At 71.4% G+C, this 20867-nt stretch carries 20 protein-coding genes; 17 read left to right on the top strand and 3 right to left on the bottom strand.

Going from position 1 to position 20867, the window contains the following annotated elements; translation table 11 throughout:
• Nucleotides 1-142: 142 nt before the first annotated feature.
• The 4 genes from ACFYPR_RS19935 to ACFYPR_RS19950 are packed head-to-tail and all read left to right on the top strand — an operon-like array spanning nucleotide 143 to nucleotide 2742.
• The gene (locus tag ACFYPR_RS19935) at nucleotides 143-556 is read left to right on the top strand and encodes a DUF6069 family protein (protein ID WP_355066540.1); all 414 of its coding nucleotides are present in this window, start codon (nucleotides 143-145) and stop codon (nucleotides 554-556) included.
• A 37-nt stretch (nucleotides 557-593) separates the two neighbouring features.
• Nucleotides 594-947, top strand: coding sequence for a YciI family protein (locus ACFYPR_RS19940; RefSeq protein WP_354855500.1), 354 nt, complete (start codon nucleotides 594-596; stop codon nucleotides 945-947).
• Between the two features lie 20 nt (nucleotides 948-967).
• Entirely contained in the window at nucleotides 968-2167 is a 1200-nt protein-coding gene (locus ACFYPR_RS19945) for an RNA polymerase sigma factor (protein WP_354855499.1), read from the top strand.
• Nucleotides 2164-2742 (top strand): dihydrofolate reductase family protein, encoded by a 579-nt coding sequence (locus tag ACFYPR_RS19950; protein WP_387261452.1) that lies wholly within the window; start codon nucleotides 2164-2166, stop codon nucleotides 2740-2742. The genes ACFYPR_RS19945 and ACFYPR_RS19950 overlap by 4 nt, the downstream gene beginning before the upstream one ends.
• A gap of 88 nt (nucleotides 2743-2830) precedes the next feature.
• On the opposite strand, the gene ACFYPR_RS19955 is transcribed toward ACFYPR_RS19950, so the two are convergent.
• Nucleotides 2831-3247: a hypothetical protein gene (locus ACFYPR_RS19955; protein WP_355066537.1), complete on the bottom strand. Its 417-nt coding sequence runs from the start codon at nucleotides 3245-3247 to the stop codon at nucleotides 2831-2833.
• Between the two features lie 137 nt (nucleotides 3248-3384).
• Between ACFYPR_RS19955 and ACFYPR_RS19960 the strand changes: the two genes are divergently transcribed.
• From ACFYPR_RS19960 to ACFYPR_RS20005, 10 genes are all read left to right on the top strand, one after another.
• Nucleotides 3385-4308, top strand: a complete 924-nt coding sequence (locus ACFYPR_RS19960; RefSeq protein ID WP_387261455.1) for an NBR1-Ig-like domain-containing protein — start codon at nucleotides 3385-3387, stop codon at nucleotides 4306-4308.
• Between the two features lie 199 nt (nucleotides 4309-4507).
• Nucleotides 4508-5365 (top strand): peptidoglycan-binding protein, encoded by an 858-nt coding sequence (locus tag ACFYPR_RS19965; RefSeq protein ID WP_387261458.1) that lies wholly within the window; start codon nucleotides 4508-4510, stop codon nucleotides 5363-5365.
• A gap of 33 nt (nucleotides 5366-5398) precedes the next feature.
• Nucleotides 5399-6283 (top strand): peptidase inhibitor family I36 protein, encoded by an 885-nt coding sequence (locus tag ACFYPR_RS19970; RefSeq protein WP_387261461.1) that lies wholly within the window; start codon nucleotides 5399-5401, stop codon nucleotides 6281-6283.
• 6 nt (nucleotides 6284-6289) lie between these two features.
• Nucleotides 6290-7213, top strand: a complete 924-nt coding sequence (locus ACFYPR_RS19975) for a peptidase inhibitor family I36 protein (protein ID WP_387261464.1) — start codon at nucleotides 6290-6292, stop codon at nucleotides 7211-7213.
• Nucleotides 7214-7364: 151 nt separating this feature from the next.
• On the top strand, nucleotides 7365-8021 hold the full coding sequence (locus ACFYPR_RS19980) for a GntR family transcriptional regulator (protein ID WP_355066601.1): 657 nt from the start codon (nucleotides 7365-7367) through the stop codon (nucleotides 8019-8021).
• Between the two features lie 84 nt (nucleotides 8022-8105).
• The gene (gene atzF / locus ACFYPR_RS19985; RefSeq protein ID WP_387261467.1) at nucleotides 8106-9908 is read left to right on the top strand and encodes an allophanate hydrolase; all 1803 of its coding nucleotides are present in this window, start codon (nucleotides 8106-8108) and stop codon (nucleotides 9906-9908) included.
• A 38-nt stretch (nucleotides 9909-9946) separates the two neighbouring features.
• The gene (locus tag ACFYPR_RS19990) at nucleotides 9947-10636 is read left to right on the top strand and encodes a cysteine hydrolase family protein (RefSeq protein ID WP_387261470.1); all 690 of its coding nucleotides are present in this window, start codon (nucleotides 9947-9949) and stop codon (nucleotides 10634-10636) included.
• 9 nt (nucleotides 10637-10645) lie between these two features.
• Nucleotides 10646-11335, top strand: a complete 690-nt coding sequence (locus tag ACFYPR_RS19995) for a cysteine hydrolase (protein ID WP_355138460.1) — start codon at nucleotides 10646-10648, stop codon at nucleotides 11333-11335.
• A gap of 12 nt (nucleotides 11336-11347) precedes the next feature.
• Entirely contained in the window at nucleotides 11348-12985 is a 1638-nt protein-coding gene (locus tag ACFYPR_RS20000; protein WP_355066529.1) for a regulator, read from the top strand.
• Between the two features lie 101 nt (nucleotides 12986-13086).
• Nucleotides 13087-13473 carry an AtzH-like domain-containing protein gene (locus ACFYPR_RS20005; RefSeq protein WP_354855488.1) on the top strand — a complete coding sequence of 129 codons (387 nt, stop codon included), beginning with the start codon at nucleotides 13087-13089 and terminating at the stop codon, nucleotides 13471-13473.
• A 79-nt stretch (nucleotides 13474-13552) separates the two neighbouring features.
• On the opposite strand, the gene ACFYPR_RS20010 is transcribed toward ACFYPR_RS20005, so the two are convergent.
• Complete coding sequence (locus ACFYPR_RS20010) at nucleotides 13553-13834, bottom strand: hypothetical protein (RefSeq protein ID WP_387261474.1); 282 nt, start codon at nucleotides 13832-13834, stop codon at nucleotides 13553-13555.
• A gap of 1447 nt (nucleotides 13835-15281) precedes the next feature.
• Here ACFYPR_RS20010 and ACFYPR_RS20015 point away from each other — a divergent pair.
• From ACFYPR_RS20015 to ACFYPR_RS20025, 3 genes are all read left to right on the top strand, one after another.
• The gene (locus ACFYPR_RS20015; protein ID WP_354855486.1) at nucleotides 15282-16748 is read left to right on the top strand and encodes an endo-1,4-beta-xylanase; all 1467 of its coding nucleotides are present in this window, start codon (nucleotides 15282-15284) and stop codon (nucleotides 16746-16748) included.
• A 171-nt stretch (nucleotides 16749-16919) separates the two neighbouring features.
• Nucleotides 16920-18704, top strand: coding sequence for a hypothetical protein (locus tag ACFYPR_RS20020; protein WP_387261477.1), 1785 nt, complete (start codon nucleotides 16920-16922; stop codon nucleotides 18702-18704).
• A 54-nt stretch (nucleotides 18705-18758) separates the two neighbouring features.
• Nucleotides 18759-19841, top strand: coding sequence for a glycosyltransferase family 2 protein (locus ACFYPR_RS20025; RefSeq protein WP_355138472.1), 1083 nt, complete (start codon nucleotides 18759-18761; stop codon nucleotides 19839-19841).
• A gap of 42 nt (nucleotides 19842-19883) precedes the next feature.
• Here the strand turns inward: ACFYPR_RS20025 and ACFYPR_RS20030 are convergent, their stop codons facing one another.
• Entirely contained in the window at nucleotides 19884-20819 is a 936-nt protein-coding gene (locus ACFYPR_RS20030; protein WP_387261480.1) for a hypothetical protein, read from the bottom strand.
• Nucleotides 20820-20867: the final 48 nt, after the last annotated feature.

Below are 20867 nucleotides of genomic sequence, written 5' to 3' on the forward strand. Positions count from 1 at the left end.
GTGGCCCGGAGACCGGCTCGGCGTACATCGGCGACGAGGCCGTCGAAATATTGTGGGTGCGGCTGTCGATCGGGACCGGCTCTCTTCGTAGCCATGGTGAGAGCCCGGAATCGAGACGGGCCACACCCCGCTGGAGGGCACGATGACCACCACCGCGCAGACCACCCGCACCACCACGTCGGCCTTCCGCGCGCTGATCGGGGCCGGCGTGATCGCCACGGTCGCCGCGAGCGCCGCCACCATGGCCGTCGCCGCCGTCGGCCACGCGGCCGGAATCAGCCTCGACATGAGCGGCGCTTCGATTCCGGTCACGGGGTTCGGCGTGCTGACCGCCGTCTTCTCGTCGATCGGCGTGCTCCTCGCCGTGCTGCTGTCCCGCTTCGCGCGGCGTCCGCGGCGCGCGTTCGTCCGTACGACTGTGGTGCTGACGGTCCTGTCCCTGGTGCCGGACGTGCTCGCCGACGCCGGGACGGCCACCAAGGCGCTGCTGATGCTCACCCACCTGGTCGCGGCCGCGATCGTGATCCCGGCCGTCGCGCGCCGCCTGGCCGCCTGAGCTGTTCCACCCATCGTCGAGCTATCGGAGGATCATCATGAAGCAGTACCTGCTGTCCGTGCACTTCGTCGAGGGCGCGCCGACGCCGTCGGACGAGGAGATGGAGATCATGTTCCGGGAGACCGGGCGGATCAACGACGACATGCAGGCCGCGGGCGCCTGGGTCTTCGCCGGGGGGCTCACGTCACCCGACAGCGCCACAGTCGTCCGGGTCGAGAACGGCGCCACCTCCATGAGCGACGGGCCGTTCGCCGAGACGAAGGAACACATCGTCGGATTCTGGGTGATCAAGTGCGCGGACCTGGACCAGGCATTGGCCTGGGCCGAGAGGTGCGCGGCGGCCTGCGGCGCGGTCGAGGTGCGCCCGTTCGACGATCTGTCCCAGGCCTGAGCGGGCAGCCGTCGCCCGACATGGACCTGGCGAGCGTCTACCGCGCGGAGTACGGCCGCTGCGTCGCCACCCTGGCCCGCCTCCTCGGTGACATCAACCTCGCCGAGGAGGCGGTCCAGGACGCCTTCACCACGGCGCTGCAGAAGTGGCAGACCCTGCCACCCAACCCCGGCGCGTGGATCGTGACGACCGCACGCAACCGGGCCATCGATCGGCTCCGCCGGGAGTCGACCCGCGAGGCCCGGCACGCCCAGGCCCTGCTGCTGCACCAACAGGACGAGCCCCAGGAGGTGGGACCGGTGAAGGACGACCAGCTACGACTCATCTTCATCTGCTGTCACCCGGCGCTCGCCCCGGACGCGCGGACGGCCCTCACGCTCCGCCTGCTCGGCGGTCTCGAGGTACCGGAGATCGCCCGAGCCTACCTGGTTCAGGAAACGACAATCGCGCAGCGGATCGTGCGCGCGAAGAAGAAGATCCGGGATGCCCGCATCCCGTACCGGGTACCCGCTGAACACGAGCTGCCGGACCGGCTGCCGCCCGTGCTCACCGTGCTCTACCTGATGTTCAACGAGGGCTACGCCTCCACCGCCGGGCCACTGATCAGAACGGACCTGTGCGCCGAGGCGATCCGGCTCGCCCGCGAGCTGGCCGCGTTGATGCCCGACGAACCCGAGGTCCTGGGCCTGCTCGCCCTGCTGCTGCTGACCGAGGCGCGCCGGCCGGCCCGGCTCGGCCCGACCGGCGAACTGGTGCTCCTCGCCGACCAGGACCGGTCACTGTGGAGCCGGGCACTCATCGCCGAGGGCCACGATCTGGTCCGGCGCTGCCTGCGGCGTAACCGGCCCGGCCCGTACCAGATCCAGGCCGCGATCGGCGCGGTGCACACCGATGGCGCGGCCACCGACTGGCCGCAGGTTCTGGCGCTGTACGACCAGCTCTTCTCGCTCGCGCCGACTCCCGTCGTCGCGCTCAACCGTGCCGTCGCGGTCGCCGAGGTGCACGGGCCGGCGGCGGCCCTCGCCGCGTTGGCGGACGTCGACCTCCCGGGCTACCACCGGCTGCCCGCCACCCGGGCCGAGCTGCTGGCCCGGCTCGGACGCGACTCCGAGGCCCGCGCCGCCTACGACCAGGCTATCGCGCTGACCAGCAACGAGACCGAGCGTGCCTTCCTGCGGACGCGTCGTACCGAACTCACCCACCCGAGGAGACCATCGTGACCGCCACCTACACCTTCGACGTCTTCGCCAGCCTCGACGGCTTCGGCGCCAGCACTGGCAACTGGGGCGGCTACTGGGGTAAGCAGGGGCCGGAGCTGCTGGAGCGCCGACTCGCCACGTACGACGAGGACCAGCGCATGGTCTTCGGCGGCGGCACCTACCGGGTGTTCGTGGGAATGCTGGCCGACAGCACCGAGGAGTCCGAGGTCCGGGACGCGTGGGTCACCCGCATGGTCAACCTTCCGGCGACGATCGTGTCGAACACGGTGCAGGGCCCCCTCGACTGGCCGGACGGGACCATCGTGCGCGGTGACGCCGTCGACGTCGTCGCCCGGCTCAAGGAGGAGTCCGAGGTGCCGTTGCGGTCACACGGCAGCCTCTCGATGAACCGGGCACTGCTGGCCGCCGGTCTGGTCGACTTCGTTCAGGTGACGCTCTTTCCGGTGCTCACCGGTGAGACCGGAACGGAGCCGATCTTCCACGGGATGGCCGACTACGACCTGGAGCTGATCGAGAGCCGGACGCTGGACTGCCGCTCCCAGGAACTCATCTACCGACCCACCCTGCACAGCTGAGTCGTCCCTGCCCACCCGACGGTGGCGCGGTGCCGCCGGCCGGGCCTGGTGATCCCCGGCGGCGGCACCGGACACCCACCCGTGCCGGTCAGCAGCGCACCTCGGTCTCCTTCTGCGCCACGTCGGAGATCCCACCGAGGGCCCGGGTGCACACCGTCAGCGTGTTGGCGCCCAGCGACCAGACGTCCGGGCCGCTCGAGCACTGCAGGTCGCGAAGCGTGCTTCCGGTGACGATCGAGGTGCAGACCTGGTAGGAGCCGTGGCTGGCCCGGTACTGCTGCCACACGTACGTGTAGGCGTAGTTCTTGCCGCAGCCCTTGTACTGCTTGACCGAGGCGGCGGTCTGCCCGCCGACGGTGACGTACGCCGTCGCGCCGATCTGCACCGAGCTCGCGCAGCGCGGGTTCGTCTCGGCGTGGGCGGGGCCGGCGAACGCCAACGTCGCGGGCACAGCCAGCCCAGCGGCCGCGAGGATGCGTACGCCGCGTCGGGAAAGGCTCTTCATCGATGACCTCCTTCAATGCACCGGGACCGTCGATCCCCGTGTCGTCGATGCACCACATTGATGGTCACCGTGGCCCGTTCGGTAGCCTCTGACACGCCTTGACAACGTCTGACGGAGTCGTCTGACATGGGGGACTGATGAAGGACCAGCGTGCCGCCGCGGAGTCGAGTCAGGACGGACGGGCCGCCGAGAGGTTCGCCGAGCAGTTGCGGACACTGCGCAGCGCCGCGGGAGACCCGTCGTTCCGCAAGATGGCGGGGCGGTCGGGTCGGATCTCGCACACGACCCTGCACGAGGCCGCCGCCGGGACCAGGTTTCCCTCGTGGGAGACCACGCGGGAGTTCGTCCGAGCCTGCGAGGCGGACGAGGCCCAGTGGCGGCGCCGATGGGAGGACGCGCAGCGCCCGGGGATGGCCCAGCCCAGCGGGGACGGTGACCTCGCGCCGGTCGTCGCCGCGTCCGCGCCGACGGAGCAGGGCGCGTTGCAGGTCGTGGAGTATCCGCGGGCCGCGGATGGCGTCGCGAGTACGCGGCGGCGTCGCCTGCCGTGGCTCAACGCCGCCGCGGTGGTGCTGGTGGTGGCGGTGGCCGCCGTCCTGGGCCTGAGCGTTCGTGGCCGGTCGGGCCCCGACGACTCCGGCACCCCGACCGCGTCACCGTCATCGGTGGCGTCGCCGTCCACGACGGCGTTCTCGGACTCGCTGATTCCCGGGGACTCGAGCAGGTTCGTCGCCGACGTCACCATCCCCGACGGCACCCAGGTGAAGGTGAACACCCAGTTCGACAAGGTGTGGGCACTCGCGAACGTGGGAAGGGTCGACTGGCACCACCGGTACCTGGCGCGTACGGAGCCCACCGCCGACGGTGACGGTTGCCAGACACCGAATCGGGTGCCGATCGGTGACACGCCGCCCGGTGAGCAGGTGATGATCCGCGTTCGGGTCACCGCGCCGAGCCGCCCCGGCAGGTGCTGGGTCAGTTGGAAGATGGTCGACGAGACCGGGCGGGAGTACTTCCCCACCCGGCGGCCGGTGTACTTCATGGTCACCGTGACCGCCTGACGAATCGCCCCGAGCGGCGTGCGGATGCGCACGCTCGATGTCAGGCGCGGGCTCGACCCAAGCTGACAACACCGCGTTCATCGAGGTCGGTGACGGCCTGACGGATCTGACAGGACACCGGGGGTACCGAACAGCGGGGCGCTTCTCGCAGGGTGATGTCGCACCGAGATCGACTCACCAGCTACGAGGAGGACCCATCTTGCGCCGTCCCTGGTTAACCGTCGGGCTCGCCGCGCTCTGTGTGGCCGTCGGCGTCCCGGCCCACGCGGCGGCATCCGGCGCCACAGCGCAGCCGACCGCCGCCACGGCCGCGCGGCCGGTCGTGGACATGGAGGCCACCGTCCTGGCCGCCCAGATCGACCCCCGCCGTGCCGACAACACACTGACTCCGGGTGCGAAGAACTCCGTGCTCGCCGTGGAGCAGGCGTTGCAGGCGCAGGGCCTGTTGAACGCGCAGTGGGTCGACGGCTACTTCGGCACGGTGACCGTCTCGGCGTACGCGGCGTACCAACGCTCACTCGGCTACACCGGGCTGGCCGCGAACGGGCTGCCCGGCACGACGTCGCTGACGAAGCTCGGGCTGAACCGCTACACCGTCGGCAACACGATCGGTCCGGGCGCGAAGGTCCCGCGCGACGGGTACGTCGTCAACGCCCGTACCCAGGCGATGCTGGCCGAGGCCCAGCGTCTGCTCGGTTACACCCTGGTGCTCGACCAGGGCTCGTACAACCCCGGGGGCGACCCCACCTCGGCCGGTACGCACGACGGCGGGGGTGTGGTGGACATCGCGGTCACCGGCATGACCGCGGCCAGGCGCACCGCCGTCGCCCGGGCCCTGCGCCAGGTCGGCTTCGCCGCCTGGGTCCGCAACCCGAACCAGGGCGACTGGCCATGGCACATCCACGCCACGGCGATCAACGACACGGACCTGTCCAGTCAGGCGCAGCACCAGGTCGGCGACTACTACCTCGGCATGAACGGCCTGGCCAACCAGGGACCGGACGACGGCCCCCAGATCCCGATCAAGACCTGGGAGCAGTACCAGCGCGGGCAGTGACCCGCACCCCCTCACCGTTTCTGAAAGGACACCATGAACATCCGTAAGAGCCTCGCCGCCGCCGGCGTCGCGCTGGCCGCGACCACCTCGATCCTCAGCGTCGCATCGCCCGCGTCGGCGGCGGCCCGAGACGGGGTCTGCGACAGCGGCGAATTCTGCTACTACTACAACAGCGACAACGCGGGATCGATCTCGGACTTCACCGGTTCGCTCGACGACTACGGCACCGAGCAGCCCTCGTGCTACGACTTCAAGGGCGCTGGCGCTGGCAAGGGCCTGTGCATCAAGAACGAGGCCGCCTCGGTCTGGAACCGCAGCACCAAGACCGTCCGCGTCTACTACAACAGCGGCTACGCCGGTTCTTACCAGGACTTCGCGGCCGGCGCGAAGGGCAACCTCAACGCCACGCTGAAGAACAACAACGCCTCGCACCAGTTCTCGCCGTCGACGCGCACGAACCTGTCGTACGCCCTGTACCAGGCCAGCGGCGGCACGGTCACGTGCGGCTTCGACGGTTACACCACCACGCCCGGCCGGCACGAGGGCATCGACATCGCCCGCAGCGTCGGCTCGGACGTGCGCGCCCTGGTCTCCGGAACGGTCATCTACGTCGCGCAGGGCAGCACCGGCAGCGGCGGCCTGTCCACGATCTCCGTCTACAACTCCTCGCTCAACAAGACGGTGATCTACCTGCACACCGCGCCCAGGTCCGGGGTGAGCGTGGGCGACGCCATCAGCAAGGGCGAGATCATCGCCGATGAGTCGTGGCACGGAGTGTCCTCCAGCTCGGGCGCGCACACCCACGTCGAGGTCCGGGCCGGCCGGCAGACCCACGCGGCCGTCAGCGTCGGCGACCCCACCCTGGACAACGCCGACCCGACCGCGTTCTGGAACTCCCAGGGCTACAACGAGAGGTAGGACGCCATGAATATCCGCAAGGGCCTCGCCGTCGTCGGCGCCGTCCTCGCCATGTCCACCTCCATCCTGAGTGTCGCCTCGCCGGCAGCGGCGGCCGAACGGGACGGAACCTGCGACAGCGGCGAGTTCTGCTACTACTACAACAGCAACCAGGCCGGCTCGGTCTCCGACTTCACCGACTCGCTGGACGACTACGGCACGACCCAGCCGACCTGCTACGACTTCAAGGGCGCGGGTTCCGGCAAGGGCCTGTGCGTGAAGAACAACGCGGCGTCGGTGTGGAACCGGACCGGCAAGACCGTGCGGGTCTACTTCAACAGCAACTTCGCCGGCGCCACCCAGGACTTCGCATCCGGGGCGAAGGGCAACCTCAACGCCACGCTGAAGAACAACAACGCCTCGCACGAGCTGTTGAGCGGACCGACGGGCTGTAGCACCGACGGCACCAACAGCAAGCTGCCGAGCACCATCCTCGTCTACCGGGTCAGTCTCGGACGAGTCGATCGGGTCGACTTCAAGACGTACGTCAAGAACGTCCTCCCGAACGAGTGGGTGACGAGCTGGCCGGCCGCCTCGCTGGATGCCGGTGCGATGGCCGTGAAGAGCTACGGCTGGTACTGGGCGCTGCACTCGACCCGGAAGACGTCCGGCGGCCAGTGCTACGACGTTCGGGACGACACCGGCGACCAGGTCTACCGGCCGTCGTCGGCGCAGACGTCGACGTCGGCGGCGGTGGACCGGACCTGGTCGACCCGGATGACCCGGAGCGGCAACATCCTGCGGGCGCACTACTGCGCGACCAGCACCGCGTGCGGTGGCTGGGTGGACGGGGACTGGCTGTCGCAGTACGGCTCGCGTGACCTCGCCAACTCGGGCAGCAGCTACCAGGCGATCCTGCGCTACTACTACCGCGACGTGGTCATCTCCTGACGTCACGCGCCGACCGTGCCGCCCGCCGCACCTCCGCGGCGGGCGGCACGCGCGTGGGGAGCCCGGCGCGGCCGGGTCGGCCGCCGGGCCGACAGGACGCGTCCGCGCCGGTCGTACGGCGACGGGTGGCAGACTCGTCGGCGTGAACGACATGGCCGCATCGACGGTGGACGGCGAGCTGGAGAGCGTCAGTCTGGTGGACCTCGCCGTCTCCCGGCTGACCCGGGAGATCCTCAGCGGCAAGAGCGACCCGGGTGAACGCCTCGTCGAGGAGCAGTTGACCCGCCGGCTGGGGATCAGCCGGGCTCCGCTGCGGGAGGCGCTGCGGTTGCTGGCCCAGCAGGGCCTGGTCGAGCACGTGCCCCGGCGCGGAGTCCGGGTGGCCACCCTGTCCGACCGCGACGTGCGGGAGCTGTACGAGCTGCGGGACGTGCTGGAACGATTCTCGGTGCGAGCGGGGATCCCGGTCGGCCGGGAGAGCGACCTGGCGGGGTTGCGGGCGACGCTGGACCAGATGCGGGAGGCGACCCGGGCCGGCGACCGGATGACGGTCGCGGAGTCGCACCGGGCGTTCCACGTCGCGCTGGTGGCGCTCGCCGGCAACCGTCAACTCTCCGCCGTGTACGGCTCGATCCTGGTGAAGTTGCAGCTCTACATGGCGATCAACCTGCGCCGCGAGGCGGAGGTGGCGCAGCCGCTGGACGGGGTCCACCGGCACGAGCGGCTGTTCGAGGCGGTCGTCGGGGGAGACCCCGAGGAGGTTCTCGCCGTGCTCTCCGCGCACGGGGCGCGTTCGTACCTCGACTAGGCCCCCGGCCGGGGTACGCGTGCCGTCATGTCCTCGTTACAGAGCGCGTGATTCGCTGTAACAGAACGGTCGACAATCGACAGTATGCCAGAACGTGTGGAGTCCATCTCGGAGCTTCGGACGGCGTACCGCGAGGGTGGCCGGACCCCCGTCGACCAGGCCGAGCGCATCCTGGACGGCCTGGCCGGGCGCGACGGCGAGCCGGTCTGGATCAGCACCGTCCCGGCCGACCGCCTGCGCGAACGGGCCGAGTCGCTGACCCGCCACGGTGATCCGGCACTGCCGCTGTACGGGATCCCGTTCGCGGTCAAGGACAACATCGACGTCGCCGGCATGGTCACCACGGCCGGCTGCCCCGACTTCGGATACCTGGCCGCCGAGGACGCTCCGGTGGTGCGCCGACTGCTCGACGGCGGCGCGCTGCTCGTCGGCAAGACCAACCTGGACCAGTTCGCCACCGGCCTCACGGGGGCCCGCTCGCCGTACGGCAGTTGCCAGAGCGTCTTCGGCGGCGGCCTCATCTCCGGCGGCTCCAGCTCCGGCTCCGCTGTCGCGGTCGCCGCGGGCCAGGTCAGCTTCGCCCTGGGTACGGACACCGCCGGCTCCGGCCGGGTGCCCGCGGCGCTCAACGGGATCGTCGGCCTCAAGCCCACCCGGGGTCTGCTCAGCACGGCCGGCGTGGTGCCGGCCTGCCGTTCGCTGGACTGCGTGTCGGTCTTCGCCCCTGACGTGGCCGGCGCCCTCGACGTGCTGCACGCGGCCCGTGCCGTCACCTCGGCCGACCCGTGGGGACGTCCGTTGCCGGCCGAGCGGGTGGTTCCCCGCATGCCGGGGACCCTACGCCTCGGGGTGCCGCGGGCAGAAGACCTCGAATTCTTCGGCGACACCGGGCAGGAGGCCCGGTTCGCCGCCGGCGTGCAACTGCTGCGTACCCTCGTCGGGTCCCCGCGGTCGGTGCCGCTCGGCCCCTTCTTCGCGGCGGGGGACCTGCTCTACCAGGGGCCCTGGGTGGCCGAGCGGCTCGTCGCGCTGGGCGGTTTCCTGCGGTCGCACCCGGAGTCGGTCCTCGCGGTCACCCGGGCCGTGCTGGAGACCGGGTGGCGCTACGACGCGATCGACGCCTTCCGGGGCCAGCACCGGCTGCGCGAGCTGCGCGCGCAGGTCGACCAGCTCTGGCAGGACGTCGACGTGCTGGTCGTGCCCACCGTCGGCACCACGTTCACGCTCGACGAGATCGCCGAGGACCCGATCGGGCGCAACGCCATGCTCGGCCGCTACACCCAGTTCGCCAACCTGCTCGACCTGGCCGCCGTGACCGTACCCAACGGGTTCACCGCCGCCGGCCGGCCGGCGAGCCTGACCCTGCTCGGCCCGGCGTTCAGCGACACCACACTGGCCCGGCTGGCCGCCACTCTCACCGAGGGCGGTCCACCGACCGGGGCGGTCGAGGCCAGCTCACCGCCGGCGCAGCGCCCGGCGGACGTGCTGATCGCCGTGGTCGGCCGGCACCTGGCCGGCGAGTCCCGCAACGGCGAGCTGCTCGGGCACGGCGCGGTCCTCGCCGGCACCGCCCGCACCGCGCCGCTCTACCGGCTCTACCGCATGGACACGTCCGACGGCGAGGGACTGCCCGGTCTGGTCCGGATCGCCCCGGACGGGCCGTCGGGCCATCCCATCGAGGTCGAGCTGTGGCGGTTGCCCAGCGCCGCGGTCGGTGGGCTGCTGACCGGCGTGCCCGCACCCCTCTCGCTCGGGTGGGTCCGCCTGCACGACGGGCGGGACGTGCTCGGTTTCCTCTGCGAAGCGTATGCCGCGGGCCCGCCGGCCGAGGACATCAGCGCCAGCGGTGGGTGGCGGGCCTACCGCCGTTCCGCCGTCCGGCGCTGACGCGGGCGGCACCAGCGATCATGACAGGAGGCGAGAGGATGGGCAGCATCGGGCCGGTACCGGCCAACCCCTACCCGTGGCCGTACGACGGCGCGGCCGACACCGCGCGTACCGCAGTGCTCTGCATCGACTGGCAGACCGACTTCTGCGGGCCGGGCGGCTACGTCGACGCGATGGGTTACGACATCGGCCTCACCCGGGCCGGCCTGCCGGCCACCGCCCGGCTGCTGGAGCACGCCCGATCGCTCGGGATGCTCGTCGTGCACACCCGGGAGGGGCACGACCCGCAACTGTCCGACCTGCCGGCGAACAAGCGGTGGCGCTCGGCGCGCATCGGCGCCGAGATCGGGGCGGCCGGCCCGGCCGGCCGGATCCTGGTCCGGGGCGAGCCCGGCTGGGAGATCGTGCCCGAGGTCGCCCCGGTGGCCGGCGAGGTGATCATCGACAAGCCGGGCAAGGGCGCCTTCTACGCCACCAACCTCGACCTGGTGCTCCGCACCCGGGGCATCACCCACCTGATCCTCACCGGCATCACCACCGACGTCTGCGTGCACACCACCATGCGCGAGGCGAACGACCGGGGTTACGAGTGCCTGATCCTCTCCGACTGCACCGGCGCCACCGACAAGGCCAACCACGACGCCGCGCTGCACATGGTGACCATGCAGGGCGGCGTCTTCGGCTGCGTCACCACATCCGAGGACGTCATCGCCGCCACGGCGAAGTGAGGTGCGCCCATGTTGACCATCGCCGCACGACCCGGCCCGTACTCCTTCGACCTCCCGAGCACCGCGCTGCTCGTCATCGACATGCAGCGCGACTTCCTGGAGCCCGGCGGCTTCGGTGCGAGCCTGGGCAACGACGTCAGCCAGTTACGCACGACGATCGCGCCGCTCGCGGCGCTGCTGGCCGACGCCCGCGCCGTCGGCCTGACCATCGTGCACACCCGCGAGGGGCACCTGCCCGACCTGTCCGACTGCCCGCCCGCCAAGCTCCACCGGGGCGCGCCGAGCAAGCGGATCGGTGACCCCGGCCCCAAGGGCCGGATCCTGATCCGCGGCGAGTACGGCCACGACATCGTCGACGAGCTGGCGCCGCTGCCCGGCGAGCCGGTCATCGACAAGCCCGGCAAGGGCGCCTTCCACGCCACCGATCTGGACGCCCTGCTCGCCGAGCGGGGCATCCGCAGCCTCCTGGTCACCGGGGTCACCACCGAGGTGTGCGTGCACACCAGCGTCCGGGAGGCCAACGACCGCGGGTACGAGTGCCTCGTGCTCGCCGACTGTGTCGGGTCCTACTTCCCCGAGTTCCAGCGGGTCGGGCTCGACATGATCGCCGCCCAGGGCGGGATCTTCGGGTGGGTCGCCGACTCGGCGCAGGTGCGCGCCGCGCTGCCCACCACGTCCGCGTTGCAGCCCTCCTCCTGACCGGGAGCAGCCATGGTCCCCACGAAGCCCACAGTCGTCCCGCTCCCGTACTGGGTGCGCGGCGACACCAACGCGTTCTTCGGTTTCGGCGTCAACGTCCTGGTCAACGTCCTCACTCTGACCGGGCTCTGCATCGCCGTGGTGAACCTTCCCGAGGGGGAGGTGTTCGGCACCATCCTGCCGGCGCTCGGCATCGCCCTGGTCGCGGGCAACGTCTACTACACCTTCCTGGCCCGCCGCCTCGCCCGCCGGGAGAACCGTGCCGACGTGACGGCCCTGCCGTACGGGCCGAGCGTGCCGCACATGTTCATCGTCATCTTCGTCATCATGCTCCCGATCTACCTGCGCACCCAGGATCCGGTGCGGGCCTGGGAGGCCGGGCTGGCGTGGGCCTTCATCATCGGCGTGATCGTGCTGATCGGCGCGTTCGTCGGGCCCTACATCCGCCGGTACGCGCCCCGGGCCGCGCTGCTCGGCACCCTCGCGGGGATCTCGATCACCTTCATCTCGATGAACCCGGCTGGGCAGATGTGGCGCATGGCCTGGGTCGCCCTGCCGGTCTTCGCGTTGCTGCTGATCGGTCTGCTCACCGACGTGAAGCTGCCGTTCAACTTCCCGATCGGGCTCGCGGCGCTGCTCGTGGGCACCGCGATCGGCTGGGCCGGCGGGGCGATGTCGGTGCCCGACGTCACGGCGGCCGCGCGGGACATCGCGGTCGCCGTACCCTCGCTCAAGCTGGACCTGCTGGTCACCGGGCTGGCCGACATGGCGCCGTTGCTGGCGACGGCGATTCCGCTCGGCGTCTACAACTTCACCGAGGGCATGACCAACGTGGAGAGCGCGGCGACCGCCGGGGACAACTACAACCTGCGCAGTGTGCTGCTGGCCGACGGCGCGGGCGCGGTGATCGGTGCGGCGCTCGGGTCGCCGTTCCCGCCCGCCGTCTACGTCGGCCACCCGGGCTGGAAGGCGGCGGGTGGACGCAGCGGCTACTCGATGGCGACCGGCGTGGTGATCGCGGTGCTCTGCTTCCTCGGCATGTTCGGGCTGCTCGCGGCGATCTTCCCGACGGCGGCCATCGTGCCGATCCTGCTCTACATCGGTCTGCTGATCGGGGCGCAGGCGTTCCAGGCGACCCCACGGGCGCACGCCGCAGCCGTGGTCGCCGCGCTGATCCCCAACATCGCGGCCTGGGCGACCGGGCAGATCGACAACGCGTTGGCGGCGGCCGGCACCAGCGCCGCCGCGGTCGGCGACGACGCGCTCAACGGCGCCGGCGTGGTGTACGACGGGCTGCTGGTGCTCGGCCGGGGAGCCATCCTCGCCGGCCTGGTGCTCGGCGCGGTGGTGGTCTTCATCATCGACAAGCGGTTCGTCCGGGCGGCGATCTTCGCCGGCGCCGGCGCGGTGCTCTCGTTCATCGGGCTGATCCACGGCGAACGGATCGAGTGGAACGCCAACGGACAGGTGGCGCTCGGCTACCTCTTCGTCGCGGCGATCTGCGTGATCGTCGCGCTCGGTCGGCCCACACCGCGCGATCCCGACCCGGAGGAGGCCGAGCTGGACCGGCCGCCCAATCCGGCCGCGTCCACCAGCCCCGCCGCCGATCGAGCGGAAGACGAGCAGAAGACGTCGGCCCTGAGCGGCTGAGCCGGCCGGCCCGGTGGGGATGCCGACGGGCCGGCCAAGTGCCGACGCTTTCCCACCGGGCCGGCCAGGTGCCGACCCGACGGATCGAGAGGACGTACCGCGTGGAGATCGATCGGACGGACGTGGTCGCCGAGGTGGCGGCGGCCTTCGCCGGCTACGAGCGGGCGCTGGTCGACGGCGACGCCGAGGGGATCTGCGGGTACTTCTGGGACTCCGACCGGACCGTGCGGTTCGGCCTCGCCGACCACCAGTACGGGTTGGACGAGCAGCGCAAGTGGCGGGCCGCGCAGCCACCGCTGCCGGCCGGCCGCCGGCTGGTCGACCCGATGATCAGCACGTTCGGCGCGGACCTCGCGGTCGTGACGACCCGCTTCGGGTACGCCGGCGCCGCCGCCACCGGGCGGCAGACCCAGACCTGGGTACGCCTGCCCGTCGGCTGGCGGATCGTCACCGCCCACGTCTCCGAACCGGCCGCGGACCCCGGCTGAATGGACCCGACGGCTCGTCGGCTTCGAATGAGGGCTCGACGAAGCACCCCGTCCGGCATGGACGGGGTGCTTCGTCGGTTCAGCCGACGTCTGTGCCGGGCACCGGTCGGGCCTCGTCGGCGCTCGACGCCGGGGCGGCCACCTCGATCCGGGGCGACCGGTCCGGCGGAAGATGAGCGCGGTCGGCGATCACGACCACGTCCACCTCCCCGTCGATCATCTTCTGTTCGACGGCCTCCCACGGTGCCCGCATGATCCCGTTCAGTCGGTAGTCATGCTGGCGGAGGTGGGTCAGACACGTCGCGATGGCGTGCTCCGACGGCTCGATGTCGGCGGGTACCCAGATAACGGCTAGTTCCATGATCTCTCCTGATCAACGTCGTGGACGCGGGTGGAAGATCAGGAGCTGCCGTGGCGGTGGGGGACCCCGCTCCACGGGCCGACCGGCCGCGTGGCTGTCGAAGGGGAGGACGGCACGCCCCCGGTGCAGCGGTGCGATGGACGGCGGCCCGCCGGTCGCCGACGCCTTCTGGTCGAGCCCACTGGCGCCGGCGCCGGCGGGTGCGGACACGAATGCCGGCACCAGCGCCGGTTGCCCCGGTAGGGGCCCGACGGGAGGGGGCGGTGCCGACAGCGGTTGCGCGGTCCTCGTCGCCAGCGTTCGAGCCGGCGTGCCGCCGTTGACGATGCGGGGGAGGTTGGCCCGGGACGCCATCGCTGTCACGTGGGTCGGCGGCGGTGGCGACGGTGGCACGGTGGTGCGTGCGGCCGGCGAGGCCGCCGCCGAAGGAACGCGCGCGGCCGGCGGCGGGGACGACTGTCGCGCACGAGGTGGTCGGGTTGCCGCGGCGGTCGACGGTACGACCGACAGCGCAGCGGTGACGGTCGGCAGGGGCCGGGGGACGGCTGTCGGCACGGGCCGTGGGAGGGCCGTGGGCACGGGTCGGGGGAGGGCTGTCGGCAGGGGCAGGCCGACGTCCAGCGGCGTCTCGTCCACGTCGTGTAGCAGCGCCCCGACGATCCCCGGTGCGGTGGCGTCTTCCGCCGGTGCACGGGTGGTCGGCGACGGTGACGGCAACGGGGCGGCGTGTGCGGGCTCGGCGCCCAGGGCCGCGCCGAGGGCTGCCGCCCCCAGCGCTGCCGCTCCGAACGCCGCCGCGCCGAGCGCCGCCGGCGGCGAACACCGCGTCGGCCGCCTCACGCCGTCCCATCCATGCGCGGACTTTTGCCCCCGGGCAACTCGGGCTACACCTGTCGCGGGCCGATCCGCGGCCACCGCGCCGGTCCGGCTTCGCCGGGCGCGAGCGGCGCGCGGATTCCCGCCCGGCGCCCCTGCGGTACGCGCGGCAGGTGACCTGGACTGTGAGCGATAACAAGGCCATTGCCCGGTGCGCCCACAGCGTCGAGGCCGCATGGATCGTCGACCCGTTCCCGTACGGACGTCGACAGGTGGCAATGAGGCACGCTCCGCGAACCGATTCGGTCGGGCGGCTATGTGGCCGGCTCGTTACGTCTTGACGAACAGCATGTTATCGCTCACTCTCGATGCAGAGGTCGGCGGCGTCGGTGGCTCACCGGGCGAGTCCCGCGGTCGCGCCTCGAAGCACGGCGTCCCCGGGCAGCGGACGTCGTCTCAGGACTCGCGTGGTTGCCGGCGAGCGCCGGCCAGGCTGCGTGCGCCGGTGCGCAGTGCCCAGGATGACCGTTGCGGATTCCTCGGCTCACGCCGGCGTCCGCCACCGGGATCAGTCCGTCCTGAGTGAAGTGGCACATCACCACCACCGATGCAACCACTGAGAAGGAACGACATGAGACCCAAGAAAGCTCTGCTGGCGACGGCGACCCTCGCGGTCGCACTGACCGCGGGTATGACGGTGGCGCTGGCGCCCATGGCCAGCGCCGGAACGACGTTGCGGGCGTCGGCGGCCGAGAAGGGCCGCTACTTCGGCGCCGCCGTCGCGACGGGCAAGCTCTCCAACAGCCAGTACGTCGGCATCCTCAACAGCGAGTTCAACAGCGTCACCCCCGAGAACGAGATGAAGTGGGACGCCACCGAGCCGTCCCAGGGCCAGTTCAGCTACACCGGTGGTGATCGTCTCGTCAGCCACGCGCAGGCCAACGGCATGAGCGTGCGGGGGCACGCGCTGTTGTGGCACGCCCAGCAGCCGGGTTGGGCGCAGGGCATGTCCGGCACCGCGCTGCGCAACGCCGCCATCAACCACGTCACCCAGGTCGCCACCCACTTCCGGGGCAAGATCTACGCCTGGGACGTGGTGAACGAGGCGTTCGCCGACGGTGGCAGCGGCGGCCGACGGGACTCGAACCTTCAGCGCACCGGCAACGACTGGATCGAGGCGGCGTTCCGCGCCGCCCGCGCCGCCGACCCCGGCGCCAAGCTCTGCTACAACGACTACAACACCGACGGCATCAACGCGAAGTCCACAGGGATCTACAACATGGTGCGCGACTTCAAGTCCCGCGGCGTGCCGATCGACTGCGTCGGCTTCCAGTCCCACCTCGGCACCACGTTGGCCAGTGACTACCAGGCCAACCTGCAGCGCTTCGCCGACCTCGGCGTCGACGTGCAGATCACCGAGCTCGACGTGATGACCGGCTCCAACCAGGCCAACATCTACGCCTCGGTGACCCGCGCCTGCCTGGCCGTCGCCCGCTGCGCCGGCATCACGACCTGGGGCGTCCGGGACAGCGACTCCTGGCGCGGGTCCGACAACGCGCTGCTGTTCGATGGATCGGGCAACAAGAAGCCCGCGTACACCTCAGTCCTCAACGCCCTCAACGGGGGCAGCACCTCACCCACCACGCCCCCGCCGAGCACCGGGGTGGACACCACCGCCTGGTACGTGCTGGTCAACCGCAACAGCGGTAAGGCGCTCGACGTGTACGGACGGGCGACCACCGACGGCGCGCGGATCGACCAGTGGGCCCGCAACGACGGCGCGTGGCAGCAGTGGCAGTTCGTGGACTCCGGTGGCGGCTACTACCGACTGAAGTCCCGCAACTCCGGCAAGGTGCTGGACGTCTACAACTTCTCCACCGCTGACTCCGCGGCGATCGTGCAGTGGAGCGACGGCAACGGCACGAACCAGCAGTTCCGGCTGGCCGAGTCCTCCGGCGGCTACCTGCGCCTGATCAACCGCAACAGCGGCAAGGCCGTCGAGGTGCAGGGCGCGTCGACCGCCGACGGCGGGAACATCGTGCAGTATGCCGACTGGGGCGGCAACAACCAGCAGTGGCAACTGGTCCGTGTCGGCTAGCCACCTGACCCGCTGAACCGGCAGCGCGGTGGCGCGGACGCACCTCGTCCGCGCCGCCGTCGCCGCTGACCGCGACGCTTAGCGGTACGCGACCGTTGAACCCGGTGCCTGCACATCCACGCTTCGGACAGCGGATGGACAAGCCCAGGACTATTGGAGAGCATCTATTTCATGATTATCCGGTCCGCCACCCCGCCACCGACCACGGAGAACGCGACGCCCGAGCCGACCTCCGACGACCGGCCACCGGCCGATTGGGGTCGATGGCGCTGGGCCCGTTCCGAATGGACCGTGGCGGTACTGGCGAGCCTGCTGCTGGCGGCGGTGCTGACCTGGCCGACGCTGCGGCATCCGGCGAGCACGATCCCCGGCGACCTGGGCGACCCGCTGTTGCAGGCCTGGCAGGTCGCCTGGTCGGGGCACGCTCTGCTCAGCAACCCGGCCGACCTCTGGCACTCCAACACGTTCTACCCCGAGAAGTACACGTACGCCTACAGCGACACCCTGCTCGGCTACGCGCCGATCGGGATGCTCGGGTCCGGCTTCGAGGCCGCCGTGGTCCGGTACAACGTGCTGTACGTGCTGCTGCACGCCTTGGCGTCCCTCGGGGCGTACGCCCTGGCGCGGCAGCTCGGCGCGAACCGGTGGGGCGGGGCCGTCGCCGCGATCGCGTGGGCGTACGCGCCCTGGCGGTTGGCGCATTCCGGGCACCTGAACATCCTGTCCAGCGCGGGAATCGCGCTGTCGCTGGCCATGCTGGCCCGTGGTCACGGCTGGTCGCTGCGCCACGGGTACCGGCCCGAGCTCCGCCGGCCGGGCTGGGCGTTGGCCGGGTGGCTGGTCGCCGCCTGGCAGATCAGCCTCGGCTTCGGCATCGGCCTGCCGCTGGTGTACTTCCTGCTGGGCGCGGTGCTGGTGGCGGCGGGTTGCTACGGCTGGTCCTGGTGGCGGCGGCGGGAGCGCCCGCCGTTCGGCCGGCGGCTGCTGCTCGCGGATCTGCTTGGTGGAGGTGCGTTCGGCGCGGTGACGCTGCTGCTGGGCATGGTCTACCTGCGCGTCGTCGATCTCAACCCGCAGGCCGAGCGGACGCTGGACTGGACGAAGATGTTCTCGCCTCCGCTGATCGGGTTCGTCACCGCGCCGGCGGACTCGTGGTTGTGGGGCGAGCGGCACGCCGCCGCACGCGAACAGTTGTCCTGGCCGCCGGAGATGGCGCTGCTGCCGGGGATGATGCTGATCGGGCTGGCCGCGGCGGGGCTGTTCCTCTCGGTGTATCCGCTGCGCCACCGGGTCGTGCTGGGGCTCGGCGTGCTCGGCACGGTGCTGCTGGGCCTGGGCGCCACCCTCGGCGGTGACGGCGACCCGGGCTACCTGACACTGTCCACGCTCCTGCCGGGCTGGGACGCGTTGCGCACCCCCGGGCGGATGATGCACTGGACGAGCCTGCTGCTGGCGGTGCTGGCCGCCGGCGCGGTGACGGCGCTTGCCGAATCGCTGCGCGAGTCCTCGCCCCGCCAGTGGACGCGGATCCTCACGCCGCTGGTCCTGCTGGTGCCGTTGACCATGGTCACCCTGGAGGGCGTCAACCGGACACCCCACCCGACCGTGCCACAGCCACCGGCGGCGATGCGGACGGTGCAGGACCCGATCCTGGTGCTGCCGGCCGGCAGCGTGGGCGATCTGACGTACATGTTGTGGACGACCGACGGGTTCCCCCGGGTGACCAACGGTCTGGCCGGCTTCGAGCCGGTCAGCCAGGCGCAGACCCGGACCGCGGTGGCGTCGTTCCCCGACGCGGGCAGCGTGGCGTACCTGCGGGGGATAGGCGTGCGGTCGGTGGTGTTCGTGCCGAGCCGCGCCGTGGGGACGCCGTGGGAGGGCATCGCGGCCCGGCCCGTCGACGGGCTGGGTATCACCCGGGAGGATCTTGATGGCACGCTGGTCTACCACCTCTGACCGCGCGGGCGACGGACCGGCCGGCGGCGGATGCCCGGGTACGGGCGGGGCGGGGTGACGACGGTGCGATTGTCAGTCGTGGTGCCCTGCTTCAACGAGGAAGCGTCGGTGGAGCGGTTGCACGAGACCGTGTGCGCCGCCCTCGCCGAGCTGCCCGACGTGGACGTCGAGGTGGTGTACGTCGACGACGGCAGCGAGGACGGCACCCTCGCGGCGCTGCGCCGGCTCGCCGCCGCGGACCCCGCTGTCTGCTACACGTCGCTCAGCCGCAACTTCGGCAAGGAGGCGGCGATGCTCGCCGGGTTGCAGCGGGCCACCGGCGACGCGGTAGTCATCATGGACGCCGACCTGCAGCATCCGCCGCGGTTGCTGCCCGAGATGGTGATGCTGTATCAGCAGGGCTTCGACCAGGTGATCGCCCGTCGGGACCGGCGTGGCGACCGGTTCGTACGGATGGTCGCCTCACGGTCCTTCTACCGCGTGATCAACTGGTGGATCGACGTGCGCCTGCAGGACGGGGCGGGTGACTTCCGTCTGCTGTCCCGACTGGCGGTGGACGCGATCCTGGCCATGCCGGAATACAACCGCTTCTCCAAGGGACTGTTCTCCTGGATCGGCTTCCGGACGGCGGTGGTGGCCCACCCCAACGAGACCCGGCAGTCGGGGCGGAGCAGGTGGACGTTCGGCAAGCTCTTCAACTACGCGTTCGACGGCCTGCTGTCGTTCAACAACCGGCCACTGCGCCTGGCGATCTACGGCGGCCTGTTCCTCACCCTCATCGCGCTGGTCTACATGGCCTGGGTGGTCGCGGACGCCGTCGAGAAGGGCATCGACGTTCCCGGCTACACCACCATCATCGTCAGCGTGATCGGGCTCGGCGGCATCCAGATGACGATCCTGGGCGTGATCGGGGAGTACATCGGCCGGATCTACTACGAGACCAAGCGCCGACCCCACTACCTGGTGCAGGAGACCGAGCACCTGCTCGCGGAGAACGGCGGGGCGCCACGGCTGCCGGTCTCGCCCGCGCCACGCTCGGCCGCGCGCGGCCCGCGGACGGTACCGGCCCGGGAGGAGTCCCTCGGCCGGACTCCCGCACCCCACCGGCGGGAGGCCCACGACCGCGACACCGGCTGACCGGGGCAGGCGGGTGTCTGGCGTCCGCCGGAGTGGAGTCGGTCAGCGACCGCAGGACCGGCACGCGCTGCGGGTGCGCAGGTGGTAATCGCTGGACGCGGCGAGGAGGCCGAGCCCCAGGAGGCAGTACGCCGACATGGCCACCCAGAGGAACAGGTCAGAGAACTCGCCGGCCGGTCCCGATGCCACCTGCGTCAGCCCCATTCCGAAGTAGGCCACGACGCTCGCCCCGAGCCCGAAGCCGGGCACCAGCAACAACCGTCGGGGGATCGTGCGGCCGGCGAGCAGCGGCACCCATCCCGGCCAAACCTCACCCCAGTGCCGCACCAGTGCCAGCGGCAGCAGCACCCCGGCCAGCACCAGACCGATCTCCAACCCGATCACCGAGGCGTCCTGCGTGAGACCGTCGAAGCCCACCACCGCCTGGGCCGCGAACCGGGTCACGAGGCCGGCCACCGCCACGTACGCGGCCCAGCGTGCCCACGGTGCGGGTGCCGAGCGCCGCTGGCCGGGTCGGACGGTCCGGCAGCAGTCCGGGCAGTCGCCCCGGGTGCGCCGCTGGTAGCGGGCGGTGGCCAGGCCGAGCAGGGCCGCTCCGGTGACGCACCCGACCCGGCTCGCGAACGCCACCGGATCGAAGGACGGGCCACGGGCGAACAGCAGGAGGCTCACCAGCTCCGGCAGCAGGATCGCGGCGGCCGCGACCAGCGCCCCGCCGAGGGCCCAGGCGAATCCCGCGAGCATCGGCCGCCAGGTCGTCGCCCGGTCCAGCGCCACCGCCGCCGCGCCTGCGGCCAGGCACAACACCACCGACCGCCAGCCGGTGAAGCCGAGCAGGTCGGATCCGAACGGGCCGAACTCCGGCGCCTCTCCGACCGTCCACGCCAGACGTACGCCGCCATAGGCCACGGTCCAGGCGAGTACGGCGTACGTCAGGCGGTTGCCGCTCCTGCGCGCGATCGCTGTCGGTGTCGTCATGCGTCCGATCCTCGCGGGGCTCCGACCGGAGCGGTCCCCTCCTGTCGG

This window comes from Micromonospora sp. NPDC005254 (assembly GCF_042872525.1).
Lineage (GTDB): Bacteria > Actinomycetota > Actinomycetes > Mycobacteriales > Micromonosporaceae > Micromonospora.

Bases quoted from the DNA above. Each gene is read 5' to 3' on its own strand.
- ACFYPR_RS19935 (WP_355066540.1), top strand. From the start codon at position 143: ATGACCACCACCGCGCAGACCACCCGCACCACCACGTCGGCCTTCCGC.
- ACFYPR_RS19940 (WP_354855500.1), top strand. From the start codon at position 594: ATGAAGCAGTACCTGCTGTCCGTGCACTTCGTCGAGGGCGCGCCGACG.
- ACFYPR_RS19945 (WP_354855499.1), top strand. From the start codon at position 968: ATGGACCTGGCGAGCGTCTACCGCGCGGAGTACGGCCGCTGCGTCGCC.
- ACFYPR_RS19955 (WP_355066537.1), bottom strand. From the start codon at position 3,247: ATGAAGAGCCTTTCCCGACGCGGCGTACGCATCCTCGCGGCCGCTGGG.
- ACFYPR_RS19960 (WP_387261455.1), top strand. From the start codon at position 3,385: ATGAAGGACCAGCGTGCCGCCGCGGAGTCGAGTCAGGACGGACGGGCC.
- ACFYPR_RS19970 (WP_387261461.1), top strand. From the start codon at position 5,399: ATGAACATCCGTAAGAGCCTCGCCGCCGCCGGCGTCGCGCTGGCCGCG.
- ACFYPR_RS19975 (WP_387261464.1), top strand. From the start codon at position 6,290: ATGAATATCCGCAAGGGCCTCGCCGTCGTCGGCGCCGTCCTCGCCATG.
- ACFYPR_RS19980 (WP_355066601.1), top strand. From the start codon at position 7,365: ATGGCCGCATCGACGGTGGACGGCGAGCTGGAGAGCGTCAGTCTGGTG.
- atzF (WP_387261467.1), top strand. From the start codon at position 8,106: ATGCCAGAACGTGTGGAGTCCATCTCGGAGCTTCGGACGGCGTACCGC.
- ACFYPR_RS19990 (WP_387261470.1), top strand. From the start codon at position 9,947: ATGGGCAGCATCGGGCCGGTACCGGCCAACCCCTACCCGTGGCCGTAC.
- ACFYPR_RS19995 (WP_355138460.1), top strand. From the start codon at position 10,646: ATGTTGACCATCGCCGCACGACCCGGCCCGTACTCCTTCGACCTCCCG.
- ACFYPR_RS20000 (WP_355066529.1), top strand. From the start codon at position 11,348: ATGGTCCCCACGAAGCCCACAGTCGTCCCGCTCCCGTACTGGGTGCGC.
- ACFYPR_RS20010 (WP_387261474.1), bottom strand. From the start codon at position 13,834: ATGGAACTAGCCGTTATCTGGGTACCCGCCGACATCGAGCCGTCGGAG.
- ACFYPR_RS20015 (WP_354855486.1), top strand. From the start codon at position 15,282: ATGAGACCCAAGAAAGCTCTGCTGGCGACGGCGACCCTCGCGGTCGCA.
- ACFYPR_RS20020 (WP_387261477.1), top strand. From the start codon at position 16,920: ATGATTATCCGGTCCGCCACCCCGCCACCGACCACGGAGAACGCGACG.
- ACFYPR_RS20030 (WP_387261480.1), bottom strand. From the start codon at position 20,819: ATGACGACACCGACAGCGATCGCGCGCAGGAGCGGCAACCGCCTGACG.